At 53.5% G+C, this 20,797-nt stretch carries 17 protein-coding genes; 9 read left to right on the top strand and 8 right to left on the bottom strand.

Annotated features, from left to right (window positions below):
- The first annotated feature begins 134 nt into the window (after window positions 1-134).
- From AWM79_RS23450 to AWM79_RS23435, 4 genes are all read left to right on the top strand, one after another.
- Window positions 135-665 (top strand): 4-hydroxylaminobenzoate lyase, encoded by a 531-nt coding sequence (locus AWM79_RS23450; protein WP_017134296.1) that lies wholly within the window; start codon window positions 135-137, stop codon window positions 663-665.
- Window positions 666-1,026: 361 nt separating this feature from the next.
- Window positions 1,027-2,493: a benzaldehyde dehydrogenase gene (locus AWM79_RS23445; RefSeq protein WP_026013451.1), complete on the top strand. Its 1,467-nt coding sequence runs from the start codon at window positions 1,027-1,029 to the stop codon at window positions 2,491-2,493.
- A 13-nt stretch (window positions 2,494-2,506) separates the two neighbouring features.
- Complete coding sequence (locus AWM79_RS23440; protein WP_017134294.1) at window positions 2,507-3,640, top strand: NAD(P)-dependent alcohol dehydrogenase; 1,134 nt, start codon at window positions 2,507-2,509, stop codon at window positions 3,638-3,640.
- 321 nt (window positions 3,641-3,961) lie between these two features.
- The gene (locus AWM79_RS23435) at window positions 3,962-4,801 is read left to right on the top strand and encodes an AraC family transcriptional regulator (protein ID WP_060783871.1); all 840 of its coding nucleotides are present in this window, start codon (window positions 3,962-3,964) and stop codon (window positions 4,799-4,801) included.
- 81 nt (window positions 4,802-4,882) lie between these two features.
- On the opposite strand, the gene AWM79_RS23430 is transcribed toward AWM79_RS23435, so the two are convergent.
- The 6 genes from AWM79_RS23430 to AWM79_RS23405 form a co-directional block, all read right to left on the bottom strand.
- The gene (locus tag AWM79_RS23430; RefSeq protein WP_060783870.1) at window positions 4,883-5,398 is read right to left on the bottom strand and encodes a YkgB family protein; all 516 of its coding nucleotides are present in this window, start codon (window positions 5,396-5,398) and stop codon (window positions 4,883-4,885) included.
- Window positions 5,399-5,842: 444 nt separating this feature from the next.
- Window positions 5,843-6,358, bottom strand: a complete 516-nt coding sequence (locus tag AWM79_RS23425) for a YkgB family protein (RefSeq protein ID WP_060783869.1) — start codon at window positions 6,356-6,358, stop codon at window positions 5,843-5,845.
- Between the two features lie 456 nt (window positions 6,359-6,814).
- Window positions 6,815-8,254 (bottom strand): efflux transporter outer membrane subunit, encoded by a 1,440-nt coding sequence (locus AWM79_RS23420; protein WP_017134291.1) that lies wholly within the window; start codon window positions 8,252-8,254, stop codon window positions 6,815-6,817.
- Window positions 8,247-11,426: an efflux RND transporter permease subunit gene (locus AWM79_RS23415; protein ID WP_017134290.1), complete on the bottom strand. Its 3,180-nt coding sequence runs from the start codon at window positions 11,424-11,426 to the stop codon at window positions 8,247-8,249. Before AWM79_RS23415 ends, AWM79_RS23420 begins: the two co-directional genes overlap by 8 nt.
- A gap of 24 nt (window positions 11,427-11,450) precedes the next feature.
- On the bottom strand, window positions 11,451-12,587 hold the full coding sequence (locus AWM79_RS23410) for an efflux RND transporter periplasmic adaptor subunit (protein ID WP_244159596.1): 1,137 nt from the start codon (window positions 12,585-12,587) through the stop codon (window positions 11,451-11,453).
- Window positions 12,588-12,630: 43 nt separating this feature from the next.
- Entirely contained in the window at window positions 12,631-12,861 is a 231-nt protein-coding gene (locus tag AWM79_RS23405; RefSeq protein ID WP_060783868.1) for a hypothetical protein, read from the bottom strand.
- 650 nt (window positions 12,862-13,511) lie between these two features.
- Between AWM79_RS23405 and AWM79_RS23400 the strand changes: the two genes are divergently transcribed.
- Window positions 13,512-14,429 (top strand): LysR family transcriptional regulator, encoded by a 918-nt coding sequence (locus tag AWM79_RS23400; protein WP_017134287.1) that lies wholly within the window; start codon window positions 13,512-13,514, stop codon window positions 14,427-14,429.
- A 128-nt stretch (window positions 14,430-14,557) separates the two neighbouring features.
- Complete coding sequence (locus tag AWM79_RS23395; protein ID WP_017134286.1) at window positions 14,558-15,445, top strand: LysR family transcriptional regulator; 888 nt, start codon at window positions 14,558-14,560, stop codon at window positions 15,443-15,445.
- A 21-nt stretch (window positions 15,446-15,466) separates the two neighbouring features.
- On the opposite strand, the gene AWM79_RS23390 is transcribed toward AWM79_RS23395, so the two are convergent.
- Together AWM79_RS23390 and AWM79_RS23385 are read right to left on the bottom strand one after the other, a co-directional pair.
- Window positions 15,467-16,282 (bottom strand): alpha/beta fold hydrolase, encoded by an 816-nt coding sequence (locus AWM79_RS23390; protein ID WP_017134285.1) that lies wholly within the window; start codon window positions 16,280-16,282, stop codon window positions 15,467-15,469.
- 239 nt (window positions 16,283-16,521) lie between these two features.
- A complete protein-coding gene (locus AWM79_RS23385; RefSeq protein WP_017134284.1) occupies window positions 16,522-17,433 on the bottom strand; it encodes a LysR family transcriptional regulator in 912 nt (303 codons plus the stop codon).
- Between the two features lie 148 nt (window positions 17,434-17,581).
- Here AWM79_RS23385 and AWM79_RS23380 point away from each other — a divergent pair, with 148 nt between their 5' ends.
- The 3 genes from AWM79_RS23380 to AWM79_RS24695 all read left to right on the top strand — a co-directional run bounded on the left by AWM79_RS23380 (window position 17,582) and on the right by AWM79_RS24695 (window position 20,632).
- Window positions 17,582-18,787 (top strand): MFS transporter, encoded by a 1,206-nt coding sequence (locus AWM79_RS23380; protein WP_060783867.1) that lies wholly within the window; start codon window positions 17,582-17,584, stop codon window positions 18,785-18,787.
- 81 nt (window positions 18,788-18,868) lie between these two features.
- On the top strand, window positions 18,869-19,993 hold the full coding sequence (locus AWM79_RS23375; RefSeq protein WP_425262047.1) for a maleylacetate reductase: 1,125 nt from the start codon (window positions 18,869-18,871) through the stop codon (window positions 19,991-19,993).
- Between the two features lie 75 nt (window positions 19,994-20,068).
- Window positions 20,069-20,632, top strand: coding sequence for an NADPH-dependent FMN reductase (locus AWM79_RS24695; RefSeq protein ID WP_074861814.1), 564 nt, complete (start codon window positions 20,069-20,071; stop codon window positions 20,630-20,632).
- The last annotated feature ends 165 nt before the right edge of the window (window positions 20,633-20,797 follow it).

Below are 20,797 nucleotides of genomic sequence, written 5' to 3'. Positions count from 1 at the left end.
GATCAGTCTTTTGCAAGAATGTATCGAGATTTAGCATAGATGAATATCATGCATTATGACACTGCAGAATGATCATTTTTTGTCCAGATGCAATTGTGGGAGAGTTTTAGAAAGTCAACGGGAAGTGTCTGCAAATGAAAGAACGCGAACAGTTGATCAGCATCTGCATTGAATTTCTTTCAAAAGTAAAGGATAAAACCGCAGGTGCTGACCTTGATAAATGGTTGAACGAAACATACGGGCCCGATAGTGAAACTTACCAGGCAATAGCTGATCTTGTGATAAAAGGAGTTTCACAAGGCTGGGCAGCCGATACAGAAATTAGTGGCCCCAATTATCGTCGTAGCCGGTTGTGCGAACCTTGTGCAGAGACGTTTTACTTTAGTATTACTACGGTTTATATGGACAGCAAAGGTTATGAATTAAACAATTCAGAGCGCACATTTCGCGGGGATTACCACCTCCATCCGTATGGCGAGTTGAATATGGTCATTCCTCTTGATCAGGGAGCGGTGCTCGCGGGGCCTCGGGGCTGGCAGGGGGCTGGTTGGACTGCACCCGCCCCGGGAAGCCATCACTATCCCGAAGTGAAAGGCGGTGCAGTGATTGCCTTTTTTTTCCTGCCAGCAGGTCGAATCTCCTATGAGATCGAAGCTCAAGGCTAGTAGATGCGGGGCGCATATTGCTCCAGGCTCTGTACGACATGTATCTGTGTTCGTCCATGCGGCGTTGAAAGGCAGGCTCGCAATGCTTATTGACAACTCGTCAACTGCGCTTATTCTCCTGCTTTCGCCTTGCCTGATCTGCGTTCGAAAATATTTCGTACAGACCCTGAAAGTCGAGGATTAAGGTAAAGATCTCCTTGTTACGGGTGATCTTTTATGAGATTTGCAGCTTTAACTAACAAGTCTATATTAAAAAGCAAGCTATGATCATTTGGACCGTTTCTGACTGCTTTTGCGCGACAGATTGCAATTTTCGTCATTGTTAGTCGGTGATCTGGCTCATTCGTAAATAGGAGGTACAATGACTCAATCTCAACAGTTTTTGCCTACTAACATTTGGAATGGTTGCTTGTTCGATGGGCAATGGCGTAAGGGCGACAATACCGTTGCTGTCACAGAACCGGCGACCGGCAAACAATTGGGCCAGATCGCACTGGCCGACGCTGCGCTTATCGCCCGACAGGCGGCGATAGCAGCCTGTGCCCAAGAGACGTGGGCTGCCCTGCCTTATGACGAGCGCGCGCAGGTGATGCGTAAAGCTGCAAGCCTTGCAGAAGAACATGCAGCGGCAATCATCGATTGGGTAGTACGCGAAAGTGGTTCAATCCAGTTAAAAGCCGGTTCGGAGGTCGCGTTGGCGACCAAGTCGCTGCACGAATCGGCGTCGCTGCCGTCGCGCAGCACAGGAGAAGTACTCCCGTCGCAACCCGGTCGATTGAGCTTGGCGCGTCGGCGCCCCTTGGGCGTGGTCGGGGTCATCTCACCGTTCAACTTTCCGCTTTACCTGGCTATGCGTGCGGTTGCTCCGGCGCTGGCACTAGGCAACGCCGTGATACTCAAGCCCGATCCGCGCACCGCGGTATGCGGTGGTTTCGTGATCGCTCGCCTGTTCGAACTGGCGGGGCTACCGGCCGGCGTGCTGCAAGTTCTTCCCGGTGATGGCGCTACCGGTGCAGCCATGACCAGCGACCCGAACATCGCAATGATCCAGTTCACGGGTTCCACCGCAGCCGGTCGCAAGGTGGGCGAAGCGGCTGGACGCAACCTGAAGAAAGTATCTTTGGAGTTGGGAGGCAAGAACTCGTTGATCGTGCTCGACGATGCCGATCTGGATCTGGCCGTCACCAATGCAGCCTGGGGGGTCTACCTGCACCAGGGCCAAATCTGCATGGCCACCGGGCGTGTGCTGGTGCAGCGCGGCATTTACGAGCAGTTCCTCGATAAGCTGACCGCCAAGGCGCGTAGCCTGCGTGTCGGCGACCCGACTGGGGCGGATGTGCAGATAGGCCCGCTGATCAATGAACACCAACGCGACAATGCGCTACGTATCATCGAAGCGGCTCGTCAAGCCGGTGCAACCGTGCAGGTAGGTGGTCATTATGAGGGCCTGTTCTTGTCACCCACCGTACTTGGCAACGTGAGTTCGGACAACCCTGCGTTCCGCGAAGAAATCTTCGGGCCGGTGGCGGTGGTGACGCCTTTCGATACCGATGAGCAAGCGATCAAGTTAGCCAACGACACCGAATACGGTCTGTCGATGGCAGTCATATCGAATAACGTCGGACGGGCACTCAAGCTTGGCCAACGCTTGCGCACGGGCTTGTTGCATATCAACGATCAGACCGTCAACGACGAAGTGGTCAACCCGTTCGGTGGCGTCGGCGCTTCGGGTAACGGAACGAGTATTGGAGGCCCGGCCAACTGGGAAGAGTTTACTCAGTGGCAATGGCTCACCATCCAGGGCGAAGCACCTGATTATCCCATCTGAGGAGAAAGTCATTATGCATATAGCCGCAGATCGACGTGCGGTCACCGTCGCGGTGGCCCGAACTCCAGGCCAGCCCTTCACCATTGAAACGGCCTACCTCCGTGCGCCTCGAAGTGACGAGGTATTGGTGAAGGTAGTCGCCGTAGGCATGTGCCACACAGACCTGATCGTGCGTGATCAGCACTACCCGGTGCCGTTGCCGGCAGTGCTCGGCCACGAGGGCTCAGGTGTCGTCGAAGCGATAGGACCCAACGTCAAGAACCTGAAGGTCGGTGACCACGTGGTATTGACCTACGGTGCTTGTGGCCATTGTGCGCCTTGCGTCAGTGGCCATGAAACGTATTGCAAGAGCTTCTACGAGCATAACTTTGGCGGTGCCGGTCCGGACGGGGACATTGCCTTGCAAAGTGAGGACGGCGAACCGCTGCATGATCATTTTTTCACACAATCTTCGTTCTCAACCTACGCGCTGGCCCGCGAGAGAAATGCGATCAAAGTACCGGTCGAGGCACCGCTGGCATTGCTAGGCCCCTTGGGCTGCGGTATCCAGACAGGTGCAGGTGCCGTCATCAATTCGCTGAAGGTGCGTCCCGGCAGCAGCTTCGTCTCCTATGGCGCTGGAGCCGTGGGATTGAGCGCGGTCATGGCCGCGCGCATTGCCGGCGCCACCACCATCATCGCAGTCGATGTGGTGCCTTCCCGGCTGGAGCTCGCCATCGAACTAGGTGCAACCCATACCATAAACAGCCGGGAAGTTGAGCTCATCGACTCTGTGCGAGAAATAACAGGTGGCGGTGCCGATTTCGCGCTGGAGTCCACTGGCCGACCGGAAGTCCTTGAAGCCAGCATCGAGGCGCTTGGCGGGATGGGTACATTAGGTATCGTCGGAGCGCCAAAGCTTGGGACCAAGGCGAGCTTCGATATTAACAGTCTGATATTGGGCGGGCGCACCATCCGGGGTATCGTGGAGGGAGACAGTGTGCCTCAAATATTCATTCCTCAACTAGTCGAGCTGTATCAACAAGGACGGTTTCCATTCGACCGATTGGTCAAGTTCTATTCATTCGAACAGATCAACCAAGCCGCCGAGGACAGCACAAAAGGCATCACACTCAAACCCATCCTACAGATCGCCGAAATTGACTAATAGAACTAACCACACACACCACTAGGCAAGCGCCAGCCGCTCAGCGCACGAACGTCGTGATCAAGGCAATCGAAGCGCATCCGGTTCCCGTAAACGGTCTGGATGCGCGGTAGGGGCTGCTCGAAAACTGCGCTGTCATTATCCTCGCAGCCCCGGTCTATATGGGCGAGCGCTCGGCGCATATAGGCATTCCGAGCCCTGGCGCCGGGACTCATCACCGATAATAAATGAAAGGATCAGGTGCTCGCCGCCGCCCCAATGGTGTTTTTTAAATACTCGACCGACAATGGGCAGCAAGATTTCATCGGTTGAGGAATGATTATGGATCGTCTGTCTACGTTGCTGTCTCGATTTGGCGTTCGCGCGAACCTGTTTTACAACGATCAGCTTTGTGGGGTTCAAACCTACGGTGACGTTGATCAGCGTGGCCATATCCACCTGTTGCAGGCAGGTACGGTGACAATGCAGGGTGTTGATAACCGCGATAGGGTACTTACCCAACCCAGCTTGATATTCCTGCCACGGCCATGCCGACACCGCTTGTTTGCCCAGGAGTCCGACGGTGCTCGGCTCCTCTGCGCGTCGATGGATTTTGAAGGCGGTATCGACAACCCGCTGTCAGCCTCCCTACCGGACGTGTTGATTTTGCCTTTGGACAAATTACCGTTGCTGGCCACCACGCTGACGTGGATGTTCGCGGAGGCAGCCGATGGCCACTGTGGTAAAGAGGCGGTGATCAATCGACTGTTCGAGTTGCTGATTATATTGTTATTTCGGCATCTGCTGGACCAGAATCAATTGCATACTGGTTTGATGGCAGGATTGGCCGATCCTCGGCTTGCGCACTCTTTGCTGCGTGTCCATGACGCTCCCGACCACCCTTGGTCAATTGCGGAGATGGCGGATGAATCTAACATGTCACGTTCCGCTTATGCGGCGCATTTTCGAACCGTGATAGGACAAACCCCGGCAGAGTATTTATTGAGCTGGCGTGTCAGTCTGGCTCAGAAACTATTGCGAGAAGGTCGAGCCATCAATTTGATCGCCGAAGATGTGGGTTATGACAGCCCGTCGGCTCTGGCACGTGCATTTCGCAGAAAAACCGGAGTCAGCCCCCGTGAGTGGACTAAAGCGCTGACAGCACATGGAGGACAGGGTTGAAAACTGTATGGCGGTTGATAAGCCTTGCACAAACAATGACCCGAGTGCGATCCGCACTCGGGTCATTGAAGTGGTCATTGATCAGTTGGAGCGGGATTCAAGCTCAACCAGAGAATGCCCGGCCACGAAAACCGAGGCGGCCAGCAGTCCAATGTCCTTGAGCAGAAATTGGCCTGGAGCAATGGTGATGGCTGGAAAGCCAAGCCCTGGTTCGAACACGCCCGGAGTTGAAAACATAAAGCTCACAGTGGTCACAAACAAGCCGGCGGACAGGGCGCCTCCCAAGAGGGAGAGCTTAGGAGATAAGAAGCGACCCAGTATCAGAGCACCAATGGATACTTCCAAAACACCCAGCAGGTAAGAGAACATGTTCACACTGAAAATCTTGTAGACCCAGCCCAGCAGCGGACTATTGCCAACCAATGGAACTAAGCCTTGCGCTTCGTAGTTGGTGAATTTCATTCCGCCGAACCAGAAGTAGATCACGGCAAGGGCGAAATAAACGCCAAAGATTCCTAGGTTCATGGTGGTGGCGCCCAGTGAGTGTTTCTGAGTTTCGCCGTTCGCTTTGTAATTTGCAGCAGCCAGAGTTTTCATGAAATTGATTTCCAAATAACGGGTAACGGATTGGGCATGGCGTCAGCCTGGGGTCGCTGGTTTCTGGCTGTTCGCATGTCGTTCAAAATCCCACCGGGTTAGTACGTTGGGGTGCAGAAATTATTACCTTTAAGTGGAAATCGATGTGCTCCGAACGTGCAGTATTTGCTGCAGATCGTCTCGAACGAGGTTTTTTGAACTTGTCCATGCTCGGGCAATGTGCGAGTGACCTCGGGGTTTGGTAATTTGCCCCGCAGGCTGGGAAGTTGAGTTTATGGAAGGTATTTTTCACAGAAAACGACAATCAGCTCCATGAGTGGACTAAGGCGCTGAGGGCACTTGGGGCAGGGTTGAAGATTTCTTCTGCGGGATGGCGGTTTATAAGCCTTGCACAAACAATGGCCCGAGTGCGATGTGCACTCGGGCCATTGAAGTGGTCGTTGATCAGTTGGCGCGGGATTCAAGCTCAACCAGAGAATGCCCGGCTACGAAAATCGAGGCGGCCAGCAGTCCAATGTCCTTGAGCAGAAATTGGCCTGGGGCAATGGTGATGGCTGGAAAACCAAGTCCTGGTTCGAACACGCCCGGAGTTGAAAACATAAAGCTCACGGTGGTCACAAACAAACCGGCGGACAGGGCGCCTCCCAAGAGGGAGAGCTTAGGAGATAACAAACGGCCCAGTATCAGGGCACCAATGGATACTTCCAAAATACCCAGCAAATTGGAGAACATGTTGACACTGAAAATCTTGTAGACCCAGCCCAGCAGCGGACTATTGCCAACCAATGGAACTAAGCCTTGTGCTTCGTAGTTGGTGAATTTCATCCCACCGAACCAGAAGTAGATCACGGCAAGAGCGAAATAAACGCCAAAGATTCCTAGGTTCATGGTGGTGGCGCCCAGTGAGTGTTTCTGAGTTTCGCCGTTCGCTTTGTAATTTGCAGCAGCCAGAGTTTTCATGAAATTGATTTCCAAATAACGGGTAACGGATTGGGCATGACGTCAGCCTGGGGTCGCTGGTTTCTGGCTGTTCGCATGTCGTTTAAATCCCACGGGGTTAGCGCGTTGGGGTGTAGAGATTGTTACCTTTAAGTGGAAATCGATGTGCTCAGAGCGTGCAGTATTTGCTGCAGATCGTCTCGAACGAGGTTTTTTTTCGGCCCGCTTACGCTCGGGCGGTGCATGAATGACCTCAGCACTTGGTAATTGAGTAAGGAGTCTGGGAGAAAGAGGTGCGGTGAAAGGTGCCCAGGAGCTGGTGGCGCCGAAATTGACTTGCTGAGCTCACCACACAGGCCGCTAGCTGAACATTCAGCGTTGGTTCCTGAGGATCGATACGAGGCCGGTCATAGGTCGTGCGGGGAGGAGGGGTGAAAACGAGTAACGCTGGGATTGCCCCAGCGTTACTCGAGCCGGTCACTTCGGCTGGTTGGATTGCTGAGGGACGTATTGCGGCCATCCACCCGCAAGGGAGACAAACAAATCTACCGCGCTGGTGGTACTTCTTGCCTGGCTGTCAGCTTCTGAGATCTGGGCGTTGTAAAGCGAGCGTTGTGCGTCCAGCAACTCGAACAACTCGATAGCTCCAGCTTGATACCTGGCGCTGGAAATCCCCGCGGCTTTTTCCCAGCCATTCGAAGCACTTACCAGCCGTGCATTTTCATCCTTGTTTCTGGCGAAGCGGACCAGTGCATTGTCGACGTCTTCCAGTGCTCTGAGTACCGTTTGCTGATACCCCGCCAGCCGGGCAGCTGCTTGGGCGTCGGCAGCGGCGATGCGGCTCTTGACCCGCCCCACATCCAGGAACGACCAGTCAATGCCCAGCAAAGCCAGATTGGACTCGCCACTGCTGGAGTAAAGTCCGTCGCCACTGAACGCGTAGGTGCCAAATGCCGCGCCCAGACTGACCCTCGGGAAAAGGTCAGCCGTGGCAACGCCCACTCGCGCAGTCGCTGCATGGAGCTGATACTCGGCGGAGGCGACATCCGGCCGCCGTCGGATGATGTCCGCTGGCGTACCCGGTTCGATGACATCCGGCACTACCGGCATACCGGTATCTTTCTGCAATTGCGCATCCAGAGCGGTGGGTGTGAGTCCCGCCAGTACGGCCAGTCGGTGCCTGTCTACCGCAACGCGGGCTTCGAGTTGCGGGATGCGCGACAGCGTTGTATCGAGCTGGGCCTGAGCTCGGGAGAGATCGTAGGTCGAACCACGTCCCGCATCCAGCCGACCCTGCACGATATCCAGCGTTTCCCGCTGGCTGTCGGCATTGGTTTTTGAAAGCCTGAGTATCTTCTGGGCAGCACGTAGGTCGATGTAAGTTGACGCGACCTGGCTGACCACGGCGACCTGCATGGCTTGCAGGTCGCTGGCTCGCGCCGCCGTTTCGGATTTCTGAGACTCCACCGAGCGCCGTATCCGGCCGACGAAGTCCAGCTCCCAATTCAACGAGGCCTTGTTTGCATACACATCATCGCTACGTGAAGCTCCGTTTGCTTCATCGGTGCTCAGCCGTTGGTGACCGGCTTGCGCCGACAGGGTGACTGTCGGGATCTGATCGAATCTGGCCAGGCGCAGCAGCGCGTTCGCTGCGTCGTAATTGGCCAGAGCCGTGCGCAAGTCATAGTTGGCGGCCAGTGCGGTTTTCACCAGAGACGTGAGCTGTGGATCTTCGAATCGGTTCCAGAACTCATAATCAGCGGCGTTCGCTTGTGATTGAGCTGCGGGCGCGACATTGGCCTGGGTGAATGTCTCAGGCATGTCGGGCGTCTGGGGCCGATGAAAATCGGGCCCGACCGTGCAGCCCTGCAAGATGGCCATCAATACAGGCATGGACCAGCTTTTTACCTTAACCATGGTGCAAGTCCTCCGCAGCGTGTGGGGCTAGGCTCGAGGTGTGGTTGGGGACGGTGGCACCGAGTTTCCTTAGCGCCACGTAGAACACCGGCGTCAGGAACAGACCGAAGATCGTCACGCCGAGCATCCCGGCGAAAACAGTAACGCCGGTGGCGTGACGTACTTCGCTCCCCGCGCCCATTCCGACCAGCAGCGGCACCGCACCGGCGATGAACGCCACCGAGGTCATGACAATAGGACGCAGGCGCAGACGGCATGCTTCCAGGGCCGCTTCGATAGTACCTTTGCCTTGCATCTCGAGTTCGCGTGCGAACTCCACGATCAAAATGGCGTTTTTGCAAGCCAGTCCCATGAGCACCACCAGGCCTACCTGCACGAACACATTATTGTCTCCGCCGGTCAGCCATACCCCTGTCAAGGCGGCAAACATGCAGATGGGCACGATAAGAATCACCGCCAATGGCAATGTCCAGCTCTCGTACAGTGCGGCCAGTACCAGGAACGCCAGCATGACGGCGATCGGGAAGACGATGGCTGCGGTGTTACTCTGGGTCACCTGTTGATAACTCAGGTCAGTCCACTCCAGCTCAATCCCACGGGGTAGCGTGCGCGCCGCGATGTCTTGCAGTTTCTTGATGACTTCGCCCGAAGACATGACTCTCGGATCGGCATCGCCAATCAGGTCGGCCGCCGGGTAACCGTTGTAGCGCATGACCGGGTCCGGGCCGAAGGTCGGCACGATGTCTACCATTGCGCTGATCGGCACCATCTCGCCGTGTACGTTGCGCACACGCAGATTGCCAATATCCGTCGGACTCTGTCTGAAGCGCGAGTCTGCCTGAGCGACGACTCGGTAGACACGCCCCAGTATGTTGAAGTCATTGACATAAACCGAGCCCAGATATGTTTGCAATGTATCGAAGATAGCCGTCAGTTCCACACCTTGGGCTTGCGCCTTGGTGCGGTCCAGCTTCACTTCCAGCTGCGGAATGTCGGACTGGTAGGAGCTTACCGGGAACGTCATGCCCGGAGTGCTGGCCACTGCCGCCTGGAATTTGTTCAGGGCCTGCTGCAAGGCCGCGTAACCCAAGCCGCCTCGATCGGTCAGGAACAACGAATAACCGGAACCGTTACCCAGGCCTTGGATGGGCGGCGGCAACAGCGCATAGGCGGAGCCGTCCTTGATCGCCGCGAACTTGCGGTTGAGCTCGGCGTTGATTTCCGCCGCACTGCGTGTGCGCTCCGAAAACGGCTTGAGCAGTACGTAGGAGGTTACCAGGTTGGGGGTCGTGGTGTTCTGCAGCGCATTCGAGCCGACATAGGAGTTGGCATAGGCCACGCCGTCGATGCTCGAGGCAATCGCTGACATTTCACGCGCAACTGCATCGGATCGAGCCAGTGAGGCTCCCGGTGGCAGTGTTGCGCCCGCGAAGAGGTAGAGCTTGTCCTGGTTGGGAATAAAGCCGCTGGGAATTACATTAAACAGAGTAGCGGTGGCGCCCAACAACGCGGCATAGACCACGAAGACAACCCCGCGCCGTGGCAGGAGCCGAGCGATGGTGCCCTCGTAGCGCTCCGAATTGCGATTGAAGAATCGGTTGAATGGGCGCAACAACCAGCCCAGTGCCGCATTCATCCAACGAGTCAGGCGATCAGGCGGGGCGTGATGATGACGCAGCAGCTTGGCGGCCAGTGCCGGCGACAGGGTCAGCGAGTTGATCGTCGAGATGACAGTCGAAATCGCAATGGTGACAGCGAACTGCTTGTAGAACTGTCCCGTGACGCCGCTCATGAATGCCATGGGAATGAATACGGCGCACAACACCAGCCCGATTGCCAGGATAGGCCCCGAGACTTCACGCATGGCCTGATGCGCCGCCTGCAGCGGACTCAGGCCCAGTTCGATGTTGCGTTCGACGTTTTCCACTACCACGATAGCGTCGTCCACCACGATCCCGATTGCCAGGACCAGGCCGAACAAGGTCAGGGTATTGACGGAGTAACCCAGTATGTAGAGAAATGCGAAGGTGCCGACGATCGATACAGGCACGGCGATCAATGGAATGATCGAGGCCCGCCAGGTCTGCAGGAACAGCACCACCACCAAGACGATAAGCACCATCGCCTCGAACAGCGTGTGTTGAACGGCGCTGATCGACTCCCGGACAAAAACCGTGGGATCCCAGACGCTGACGTACTTCACGCCTTCAGGGAAGTCCTTGGACAGGCTATCGAGTTTGGCGTAGACCGCGTTGGCCACCTCAATGGCATTGGCGCCAGGAGTGAGGAAGAAGCCGATAGCGACTTCCTGGTTTTTGCCGCGAAATACCCGCAACGTATAGTCGCTGGAGTCCAGTTGCACTCGCGCCACTTGCGAGAGGCGCGTGACTTGCCCGTCGCCACCGGCCTTGATAATGATATCGCCAAATTCCTGCTCGGTTTTCAGTCGACCCTGAACGTTGATCGAAATGAGGAATTCGTTGTCCTGCGGCGAAGGCTCTGCCCCTAGTTGACCCGCCGACACTTGTACGTTCTGCTGGCGAATCGCGGCGATTGCGTCCTGAGCGGTGATACCGCGCGAGGCAAGCTTGTCGGGATCGAGCCAGATGCGCATGGCATAGTCGCCCGCTCCATACAGGATGATGTCGCCAATCCCGGGAATACGTGACAACTCATCTTTCACATGCAGACGCAGATAGTTGCGCAGGTACAGGGCGTCGAACTTGTCGTTGGTCGAGAACATGTCGACGAACATCAACGGCGTCGGCGATTGCTTCTGGGTGGTGATGCCGTATTGGCGAACCGATTCGGGCAAGCGCGAGAGTGCCTGGCTCACCCGGTTCTGCACGCGCACGGCGGCGGTATCCGGATCAACTTTGGAGTTGAAGGTGGCGACCACCTGGAGCGTGCCGTTGGAGCTGGCGACCGACTTCAGGTAGATCATGTCTTCGACGCCAGTAATCGCCTCTTCCAGCGGGACGGCGACTGACTCGGCGATTTCCTTGGGGTTTGCGCCAGGGTAGGTGGCTTTTACCACGACTGTGGGTGGCACAACTTCCGGGTATTCGCCCACCGGCAGCAGCGGCATTGCAACCAGGCCCGCCGCGAAAATAATAATCGACAGAACAATCGCGAAGATTGGTCTGTCGATGAAAAACTTGGAAAAGTCCATGATAGGAGCCTTTGATGATGACTTTTAGTTTCTCACGGTATTGGAAACTTGACGTTCGCTGTTGCCCGTGGGGGTGACTGGAGTCCCACTGGCATGGATGTTTTGCAGGCCAGATACGATGATCTTGTCATCGCGTTCAATTCCGGAAATGATGACGCGTTGTTTGTCGAGCAGTGTTCCTGTGTCGACATAACGTTTCTCGGCTTTGTTGTCGGCGCCCAAAACATAAACATATTTCTTGTCCTGATCGGTCAATATCGCCCGATCCGGTATGAGTGTGGCCGGCGCTGGTTCGCCCACTGACATTTGAACTTTGGCAAAAAGCCCTGGAGTGAGGAGACGGTCGGCGTTGTTCACGGTTGCGCGTGCACGAACGGTACCCGTAGTTGCGTTCACTTGGTTGTCGACGAAGCTCAATTGGCCAACGTAGGGGAAGTTCTCATCGCCTGCCAGGCCGATGCGCACGGAGGCGTTGCCGGAGGTTTTCAGCGTCTTCTGGTAACTCAGGAAACTGTGCTCGTCCGGGTCGAAGTAGACGTAGATCGGATCCTGCGAAACGACAGAGGTCAGAACGGACTGATCGGCAACGGCCAGATTACCGAGCGTCAACTGGGCTCGACTGGTGCGCCCGTCGATCGGTGAGCGGACCTCGGTGAACTCCAGGTTCAGTGCAGCGGCGGCCACTGCCGATTCGGCGGTGTGTACCTCGGCAAGGCTCTGATCATGGGCCGACCGCCTCTGTTCCGCCTCCTCCTTCGATACGGCGTTGCTCTTGATCAGCTGTTGCGAACGCTGGTCTTGCTGGCTGGCGAACGCCAGCGACGCACGGGCCCGCTCTAACTGAGCGCGTGCGCTGCCCAGCGCGGTGCGATAGGGACGCTGGTCGATAACGAAGAGCAGATCTCCTTTTTTGACCTCGCTACCCTCCTTGTAGGCCACCTTGGTGATGTAGCCGCCGACACGGGGGAGGATCGCCACCGTTTCCTTGGCACTGACCCGGCCATTGAAGCTGTCCCAGGTTTTGATGGTTTTAACGGTAACGCCGGTCACCTCGACAGCGGGAGCGCTGGCGGCTGATGCCTGGCTGGGTTCTTTATTGCAACCACTGATCAACAATACAGTGGTGATAATTCCGGTAACGGTGACTAAACGGGCGCGCACAGGATCATCCTTACTAATGTATATCGATGGAGAGGGCAAGTTTTCAATTTGCAGATTGCTTATCGGTCGGATGATTGGCATTGGCAGCCTGTTTTTCTTCTTGTTCCGCTATCTGGGACTCTTTCTGTTTGTGCTTTTCAATCTCTGTCTGTTGGGCAAAGGTCGCTGTGTTTTTTTCATGAAACCGCTGAAGTGCATCCGCGCCGTCAGAAGCATGGGCGAAAATAGGTAGAATAGAAATAAGTATTGCGAAGAATTTGATGGTGTTTTTCATGGTGTTTTCTCAAATGGTGCGCACAGTGAGGTGCTAAATTAAATTCAGTTTGAGGTTTGGCAGCAGGCAGAGCTAATAGGCAAAAATCAGCGGGAAGATAAAATAACCATCTCCTCTGAAGCGCCCCGGACTTGATAGCCTCTGTCACTTCGTCGACATAAAAAATCTGACATCGAAGTGGCTCTCTATACTAGCTTTCGCAATATTAACGTAACGTTATCTGGCCAAGTTATTATTTCTTGTATTGTGCCCCTATTGCTTTTTACCTTTAGTCCGATACATGCTTCTCTGCCCAAAAGTCGAACCTCGCTGGTGCGTGTTGAAAATGCCGCCTCCTCCAAAGAGTTAACGAAGGAGGTTCACCTTCGTTTAGCATATCTTTCGCATGCAGCATGCTACGCCGTAGGCGCAACCGTTGATCCGAGCCATGTTTAGCAGTCCTACAAACAGGGCGTGCCGCTCCGACCGAGAGGTTGCTGTGTCGAGACCCTTATTAGTCTTATGGCGTGGGGCGAATGGGTGGCAGTGATGCCTATGGTGCCCCTGGGGCTCAGAGCTCGACACGATGCCCTGGCATGGGACTACTATAGAAAAAAACCGTCCTTCGATAAACTAGGTCTATACGTTTTGTTTTTACGGAAACCCGTACAATGGCATTTGACCGGTTGGAGGCGATGCGAGCGTTCTGCCGTATCGTCGAAGTAGGTAGTTTCAGTCGCGCAGCGGAGTCGTTGAATTTGGCCAAGACGACGATCTCGGGCCAGGTTCAGGCACTGGAGAGCCTGCTGGGCATAAAGCTGCTGCATCGCACGACTCGCAAGGTTTCTACCACCGCGGAAGGTGCTGCCTACTACCGTCGTGCTCGCACGGTGGTGGAGGATGTAAATGAGCTAGAAGCGTCTGTTTCGCGAAGTCGTAATGCCATTCTCGGGCATGTCAAGATCGAAATGCCTTCGCCGGTAGGCATTTTGTTGATAGCTCCTTCATTACCGGATTTCGCCGCCAGATTCCCGCAGATCCATTTAGAGATTAGTTGCGGTGAGCGTATCGTGGACCTCGTCGAGGAGGGCGTGGATTGCGCCATTCGTGTCGGGCTTATCTTGGATCAGAATCTAATCCGTCGTCCAATCGGAATGATGCGCTTCTGCTTCTGCGCCTCTCCCTCCTACCTGGCTGGAGCCCCCGCGCTTGATGCCCCTACGGATCTTCCCGAGCATAGGCATCTAGGCTTCAAATTCCCGGCGACCAATAGGCGGCATCTGCCGATACTCACTCGTGGAGAAGAGCATTTCACGCTCGATCACCCACCGACGATGTATTTCAACAATGGCGGTGCCACGGCTGCAGCCGCGGTGGCTGGGCTGGGCGTGGCATTTCTGCCAAGGGCCGAAGCTGATGCGCATTTGCAAAAGGGCAGCCTGGTTGAGGTATTGGCTGATTGGCAAATGGCGAGCATGCCGATCTCGCTGGTCTATCCCGCTACCCGAGATTTGTCGGCGAGGGTACGGGCTTTTGCCGACTGGGCAACCACCTTAATGGCTAGCGATCCACTGTGGGCGCTTGAGTAGGGGTGGGGCCCAACGGATTTCCTCTCGGCTTGTTGCTGGACTGTGCTCATTCACTCAGGTTTGAGCTTCAGGCTGCGCAATTAGGTGTCGTAAAAATAGATAGTTAATTTCAATTTTGGATCGTTATCATGGATTTGGAAGCGCTGACCGACTTCAATCTTGTCGCCGCACTGGGAGGCTTTGGAAAGGCCAGCCGAAGTAGTGGCCGCCCCAAGACCACATTATCGCGCCGGGTGATGTACTTAGAGGAAAGCCTGGGAGTACGTTTGTTCCAGCGTGGGGCGAGATCACTGCGACTGACTGATGAAGGCCGCGCGCTTTACGAGCGCACACACCATCTGATCACAGAAATTCTCGATGTGGGGGATTTTGTGGCTACTGGGCTCTCGATTCCCAGCGGGCGGCTACGTATCAGCGTGCCCGTGTTATTTGCACATACGATGATCGGCCGGATTGCCGCGGGCTTTGCGAAGGCGTATCCCAATGTGGTGTTGGAAATCTTCGCCGAAGACCGCAATGTGAAGTTGGTCGAGGACCATTACGACATCGCTATTCGGGTAAATCCAAAACCCGATGAATTACTGGTCGGCCGCTGCTTTGCTCGAGATGAGATGCTGGTGGTTGCTCCTGCGTCGATGCCTGTTCCCGAAGGCAAAGGCTTGGGCGAGCCGATCGACGTGCCCGCTGTTATGCTGACAAGTGGGTTTGATAGCGGACAATGGACCTTCATGCGCGATGATCGTCAGATTACGTTGAACCCACAGCAGCGCTTACTTATGTCATCGCTCATTCCTGTGCGAGATGCCGTGCTGGCCGGAGCTGGCGTGGGATTGCTGCCACGGTCGCTGTTGGGCCAGAACGGCATAGATCAGAGCGCGCTCAAAATCTGGGGCAATGTACTCAACAGGCCCATCGAGCTTTGGGTATTACACTCATCGCGGCGTCTGGCGAGCAGTAAGGTCACCGCGTTCATTGAGTATCTGAGTAACCAATTTCCGGAGCATCAGCTGGTATAGCCTGTGCTCAAGAAACGCTGTTCAGCACTCCGTGCCCGGCAATGATTTCAGGAACGCAAGCAGGTCCTCCGTCACTCGTTCTCTACACTCGAATGGTAAATAGTGGCCTTCATTTTTGTACTCTACATAGCGTGCGTGCGGTATCAATTGTGCGGCTTTACGTCCGGTAACCGCGACCGGCGCGCTTTGATCGCTGTCTCCGTGAATGATCAGCGTAGGTACGCTGAATTTTTTCAGATCTTCATGGAAGTCCGTGCTATACCAAGCCTCGGCGCTATCAATCACTGCTCTGGAGCTCGCCTGATACGTCATATGCAGATACCACTGCTGCATGGCGACTTCTGAAAAAGTAGCGTGCGCATAGCCATCCAGACAGCCGATTCGATCATCGCAGAGTGCCTGCTTTAAGCCGTCAAACGCCGCACGCTCCATTCCTAATGGATTATTGGCGGACTGCGCCAATTGCGGTGTGACACCTGCGAGCAGTACTGCGCCGCAGATTCCCTCGGCACCAAAGCGACCCAGGTAGCGAGCGACTTCACCGCTGCCCATGGAATAGCCAACAAGCACTGCGTTCTGTAGCTTCAAGTGCTGGATAAGGCCACGCAAGTCATCGCTGAAGGTCTGGAAGTCGTAGCCGTTCCAGGGGCGATCCGATCGGCCAAAGCCACGGCGGTCATAGCTTATGACACGCAAACCTTGATCTACGAGTCTGTTAGCCTGGTAATCCCAGCTCTCGCTGGTTAGTGGCCAACCATGAATGAGAACAACCGGACGGCCTTGGCCCCAGTCATTATAGTGCAGTGCGACTCCGTCTTGTGTGTGAAAACAAGGCATATTCAATTGCTCCGGGAAATGACCGCAATGTGTGTAAATACCCACAATGCAAGTGGTAAAAAACGATAATTGAATGCTAACTTTGGAAAGAGTGTCTGAATAGCCGCAAAAGTGGAATATGCTGATCCGGATCTGGAACGATAATAATAATGCGGGTTGAAGGCACAACCGGTATATCTGATTCCCAGGAGATCTGATTGGATTTTTCCCAGGAAAATAAGAGCAACAGGTACTTGAATTTAGTTCCAGCGCTGTTCGAAGTTATTTTTAGAGAAGTGTTCTGTGAGGGTGTCGATAAACACCCTGACCTTGGTTGGTAGATAGCGGCGTGTCTGATACGCGATATTCATAGTAAGGCGCGGTAGTTGCCAGTCGTTTAATAATGTAACTAGCTCGCCACTTTCAAGATAGTTGTATATCGTATATTTAGGTTGGGCGATGATTCCCATACCGTGCAGTGCGGCTTTTATCGCAATTTGGCCGTCATTGGTGCGTAATGCCGGGGTGACAGGCACTATCAATGATTTACCATCTTTTTCAAAAGGTAGTTCATTGGGGTTGTTTGCATAACTGTAAATAAGCATTTTATGATTCGCCAGATCCGTAGGCGAAACAGGAGTGCCGTAGGTTCCCAGGTAGGCTTGCGAAGCAGCGAGCACTCGCTTGGTGACAGCCAGCTTCCTAACGGTCAAATTATTATCAGCTTCAAACTCCCGAGTACGAATTGCCAGATCGACACTATTTTCTACAACGTTCAGATATTGGTTGTCTGCAATGACATCTACATTGATATCTGGGTATCGCTTGTAGAATTCACTCAGTAGCGGCTCGATATGTAGCAGGCAGAATGAAAGGGAGGCGGTTACCCTTAATGTTCCATGGGGATTGTCGACCGAATCTTTCGCAACTGCTTCTGCTTCCTGCAAGTCCGATAAGATGTCCTTGCAACGACGATAAAACTCCATGCCTACCTCAGTCAAGGCAAGCGATCGAGTGGTGCGTTGCACCAAGCGCACGCCAAGACGTTTTTCAAGCATGCTCAGTTGGCGGCTCGCACTGGATACCGGCAGGTCTAGTTGATCGGCTGCACGACTGATGCTTGAGGCTTCGGCAATGTGTACAAAAAGATCAATTTCGTGAAAACGGTCCATGCCAGCTTTCCATTGAGTAGGAAGGTGTTTGCCAATATGTCGGCTATTTTTTAATGCAATGGAAGAATACCATCACGCTGCACGCCGCAGAAGACCGTCTCGCTCGTCATTGTGCACATGAATCAATATAAAAATACCGGAGGCATCAATGATCCAAGCTAGGCACCATGCCCTCGTGGGGGGCTTTCTAAGCTATATGTTCGACGCCCTGGAGATCGTCATACTCGCTATCGCGCTGCCTGCAATAATGGCTGAGACGGGCATGTCGAGGGCCGACGCAGGGTTGCTGGTCACCGCTACTCTGTTAGGTATTGGCGTAAGTAGTGTAACGGTGGGGTGGATATCGGACAAATTTGGCCGGCGGCCGGCGTTGCTGTCATCGCTTGCGCTTTTCGGAATATGCACCTGTATCATGGCTTTGCTGAACTCATGGGAACAAATGATGGCGCTTCGATTCGCCGCAGGGCTTGGCCTTGGTGGGGTTTGGAGCATTGTGTCGGCCTATATCGCCGAAACCTGGCCCAAGGAACATCAGGCACGAGCCACTTCGTTGGTTTTAAGTTCGTTTCCTCTGGGCTCTGGCGTTGCCGCCATACTCGCGGCATTAATTTTACCGGAGCATGGTTGGAGGATGCTTTTTTTAATTTGTGGAGGCTCGACGTTTATCTCCATTGCCTATGTCTATTTTTTTCTACCAGAATCTCCACAATGGTTAGCGGAACGTGATATCGACATGGGGAGGGAGGTACTGGCTGGGCCATTTGAGATATTTAAAGGGAGTCTTTTTTACCAGACGATCTTTGCAACGGTATCTGCCTCATTTTCACTACTGGCATATTGGGGTGTAACGTCTTGGCTACCGACCTACCTGACGTCGGAGCGAGGATTTGACCTGAAATCAATGGCTATGTATTTGGTAATACTAAATGCTGCAACTTTCTTGGGTTATCTCATCTTTGGTTTTTTTGCAGATCGTTATGGTAAACGTTTAATGGTAGTGCTGTCGCTGCTGGCGACAGCTGGAGTTCTTCCGTTTTTCGCCTTCGCGCAGGATCGTTCGACATTAATGGTATTAGGAATGACTTACGCTTTTTTTCTGGTATTTCCAGGCCTTTACGGGTCATATTTTTCCTCGCTTTATCCCACGCGGTTGAGAACAACCGGTGCGGGGTTTTGCTTCAACGTAGGTCGTGGTGTTTCGGCTCTGGCGCCATTCGCTCTCGGGTCACTTTCCAATCAAATGGGTTTTTCGTTGGCACTTTGTCTATGTGCGGTATTTTACGGTGCGAGTGCTCTGTTTGCAGCATGTTTATCGCAAAAAAAATCATGGAAAACTATGCAGTTGAGTGTTTAACCTGGTCTTATCACAATATCTATCTTATCTATACCGTTAACAAGCCAAGTCGACCCTAAATAAGAATGAGGAGGATGCATCGTGGATACTGCTGATAAGCATAGCGGCGAAAAGACATCGCTGACAAATTTCGCCTATGTAAATCAAGCACAGCGTGTCGTTTTTGGCGCGGGCAGCATGAGCAAGCTCGGTGCGGAGGCGGGTGCACTGGGATTGGACCGCGTGTTGGTTCTTTGCACTCCTGGCCAACATGCGCTCGCCGAATTAGTCAGGTCGGCAATTGGTTCCGAGCGGATAGCTGGAATTTTTGATCGGGCGACGATGCATGTCCCGATAGAAGTAGCTCGTGCCGCATGCGAATTGGCAAAAAGTTGTGCGGCTGATGGGGTCGTTGCCATAGGAGGAGGATCAACTATTGGTCTAGGTAAAGCGATTGCATTGGAGTTAAATTTACCAACTCTAGCGATTCCGACAACCTATGCCGGTTCAGAGATGACGACAATATACGGTTTAACCGAGGGAGGGATTAAGAGAACTGGAACAGATCCTAGAGTCATGCCCCGTACAGTTTTGTATGATCCCGATTTGACACTTGATCTACCTGTAAATATCAGTATTACCAGTGCTTTAAATGCACTTGCGCATGGCGCTGAAGGGCTATATGGAGAAAACCGTAGTCCCGTGACCAACTTAATGGCGGAGGCTGGCATAGCAGCCCTTGCTCGCGCGATTCCTATTTTACGCCGGCACGGTGACGGTATCTGCGATATCGACGAAATGCGCACAGCACGCTCCGATGCACTTTACGGTGCCTGGTTATGCGGGAGCGTCCTCGGTAAAGTCAGTATGGCCCTGCACCATAAACTGTGCCATACACTGGGCGGGAGTTTCAATTTATCCCATGCGGATGTGCACTCTGTGATTCTTCCTCATGCTCTGGCTTATAATGAGATTGCCGCGCCAGAAGCCATGGATAAGATCGCACACGCTCTTGGTACAAAAAGCGCCCCTCGAGGAATGTACGATCTGGCATTGAGTAACGGTGCTCCCACAGCGTTACGAGATATCGGCATGCGTGAATCAGATCTGCCACTCGCTTGCGAGCTGGTTATGAGTAATCAATATCCAAATCCCCGCCGTCTTGAAATAAAAGCAATCGGTTATCTACTTCGTAACGCATTCGAGGGTAACCCACCTCAGGCCTGAAAAATAAGCATTTAAATATTTTTATTACTGTTTTCCATGCGTTAATTCTATCCCAAAAGCAGAGATTTATATAATATGAAACAAATTCCTTCAATCGCAGTAGTAGTGGGGAGTCTAAGAAAAGACTCTATTAATCGAAAAGTTGCCAATGCACTCATTGAGATGGCGTCTGGTAGACTGCACATCAAAATTGTAGAGATAGGTGATTTGCCGCTTTATAATCAAGATATTGACGATGATACACCGCCTAAGGCCTATACTGTATTTCGACAGGAGTTGCAGAGTGCAGATGGTTATCTATTTGTAACCCCGGAATATAATCGATCGATCCCGGGGGTTCTAAAAAACGCTATCGATGTTGGATCGCGGCCATACGGTAAAAGCTCATGGGGTCGCGCAAAACCAGCAGCGATAATTAGCACTTCGCCAGGTGCTATCGGCGGATTCGGAGCTAATCAGCATCTTCGTCAATGTTTTGTTTTCCTCGATATATTATGCATGCAACAACCTGAGGCTTATTTGGGTAATGCGAGTACTTTTTTCGATGATAAAGGGGAGCTCAATGAAAAAACTAAACCTTTTTTACAGAGTATAGTTGACGATTTTATTAAGCACGTCGAGCGTATCTTAAAACATTGAGGCTGTATCTATTGTTGCATAGAAGTCGGGGGTTAAGTTTTTGAAGGTGGTTTTGATGTGGTGCGATGGTTTTATTTAAGTTGGATTTTTTGTAAGTTGCTTAACCCCTTGGCCTGAAAGTGTCGTGATCTGGGACGTTGTTATTAAGTTGTTACGTGCGGAGTG

Origin of the sequence: Pseudomonas agarici, from assembly GCF_001543125.1 — a bacterium.
GTDB classification, from domain to species: domain Bacteria; phylum Pseudomonadota; class Gammaproteobacteria; order Pseudomonadales; family Pseudomonadaceae; genus Aquipseudomonas; species Aquipseudomonas agarici.
This window is presented reverse-complemented; position numbering and strand designations above follow the sequence as displayed.

What these genes read in the sequence shown, in the direction of transcription:
- AWM79_RS23450 (WP_017134296.1), top strand. Translation starts at nt 135, where the DNA reads ATGAAAGAACGCGAACAGTTGATCAGCATCTGCATTGAATTTCTTTCA.
- AWM79_RS23445 (WP_026013451.1), top strand. Translation starts at nt 1,027, where the DNA reads ATGACTCAATCTCAACAGTTTTTGCCTACTAACATTTGGAATGGTTGC.
- AWM79_RS23440 (WP_017134294.1), top strand. Translation starts at nt 2,507, where the DNA reads ATGCATATAGCCGCAGATCGACGTGCGGTCACCGTCGCGGTGGCCCGA.
- AWM79_RS23435 (WP_060783871.1), top strand. Translation starts at nt 3,962, where the DNA reads ATGGATCGTCTGTCTACGTTGCTGTCTCGATTTGGCGTTCGCGCGAAC.
- AWM79_RS23430 (WP_060783870.1), bottom strand. Translation starts at nt 5,398, where the DNA reads ATGAAAACTCTGGCTGCTGCAAATTACAAAGCGAACGGCGAAACTCAG.
- AWM79_RS23425 (WP_060783869.1), bottom strand. Translation starts at nt 6,358, where the DNA reads ATGAAAACTCTGGCTGCTGCAAATTACAAAGCGAACGGCGAAACTCAG.
- AWM79_RS23420 (WP_017134291.1), bottom strand. Translation starts at nt 8,254, where the DNA reads ATGGTTAAGGTAAAAAGCTGGTCCATGCCTGTATTGATGGCCATCTTG.
- AWM79_RS23415 (WP_017134290.1), bottom strand. Translation starts at nt 11,426, where the DNA reads ATGGACTTTTCCAAGTTTTTCATCGACAGACCAATCTTCGCGATTGTT.
- AWM79_RS23405 (WP_060783868.1), bottom strand. Translation starts at nt 12,861, where the DNA reads ATGAAAAACACCATCAAATTCTTCGCAATACTTATTTCTATTCTACCT.
- AWM79_RS23400 (WP_017134287.1), top strand. Translation starts at nt 13,512, where the DNA reads ATGGCATTTGACCGGTTGGAGGCGATGCGAGCGTTCTGCCGTATCGTC.
- AWM79_RS23395 (WP_017134286.1), top strand. Translation starts at nt 14,558, where the DNA reads ATGGATTTGGAAGCGCTGACCGACTTCAATCTTGTCGCCGCACTGGGA.
- AWM79_RS23390 (WP_017134285.1), bottom strand. Translation starts at nt 16,282, where the DNA reads ATGCCTTGTTTTCACACACAAGACGGAGTCGCACTGCACTATAATGAC.
- AWM79_RS23385 (WP_017134284.1), bottom strand. Translation starts at nt 17,433, where the DNA reads ATGGACCGTTTTCACGAAATTGATCTTTTTGTACACATTGCCGAAGCC.
- AWM79_RS23380 (WP_060783867.1), top strand. Translation starts at nt 17,582, where the DNA reads ATGATCCAAGCTAGGCACCATGCCCTCGTGGGGGGCTTTCTAAGCTAT.
- AWM79_RS24695 (WP_074861814.1), top strand. Translation starts at nt 20,069, where the DNA reads ATGAAACAAATTCCTTCAATCGCAGTAGTAGTGGGGAGTCTAAGAAAA.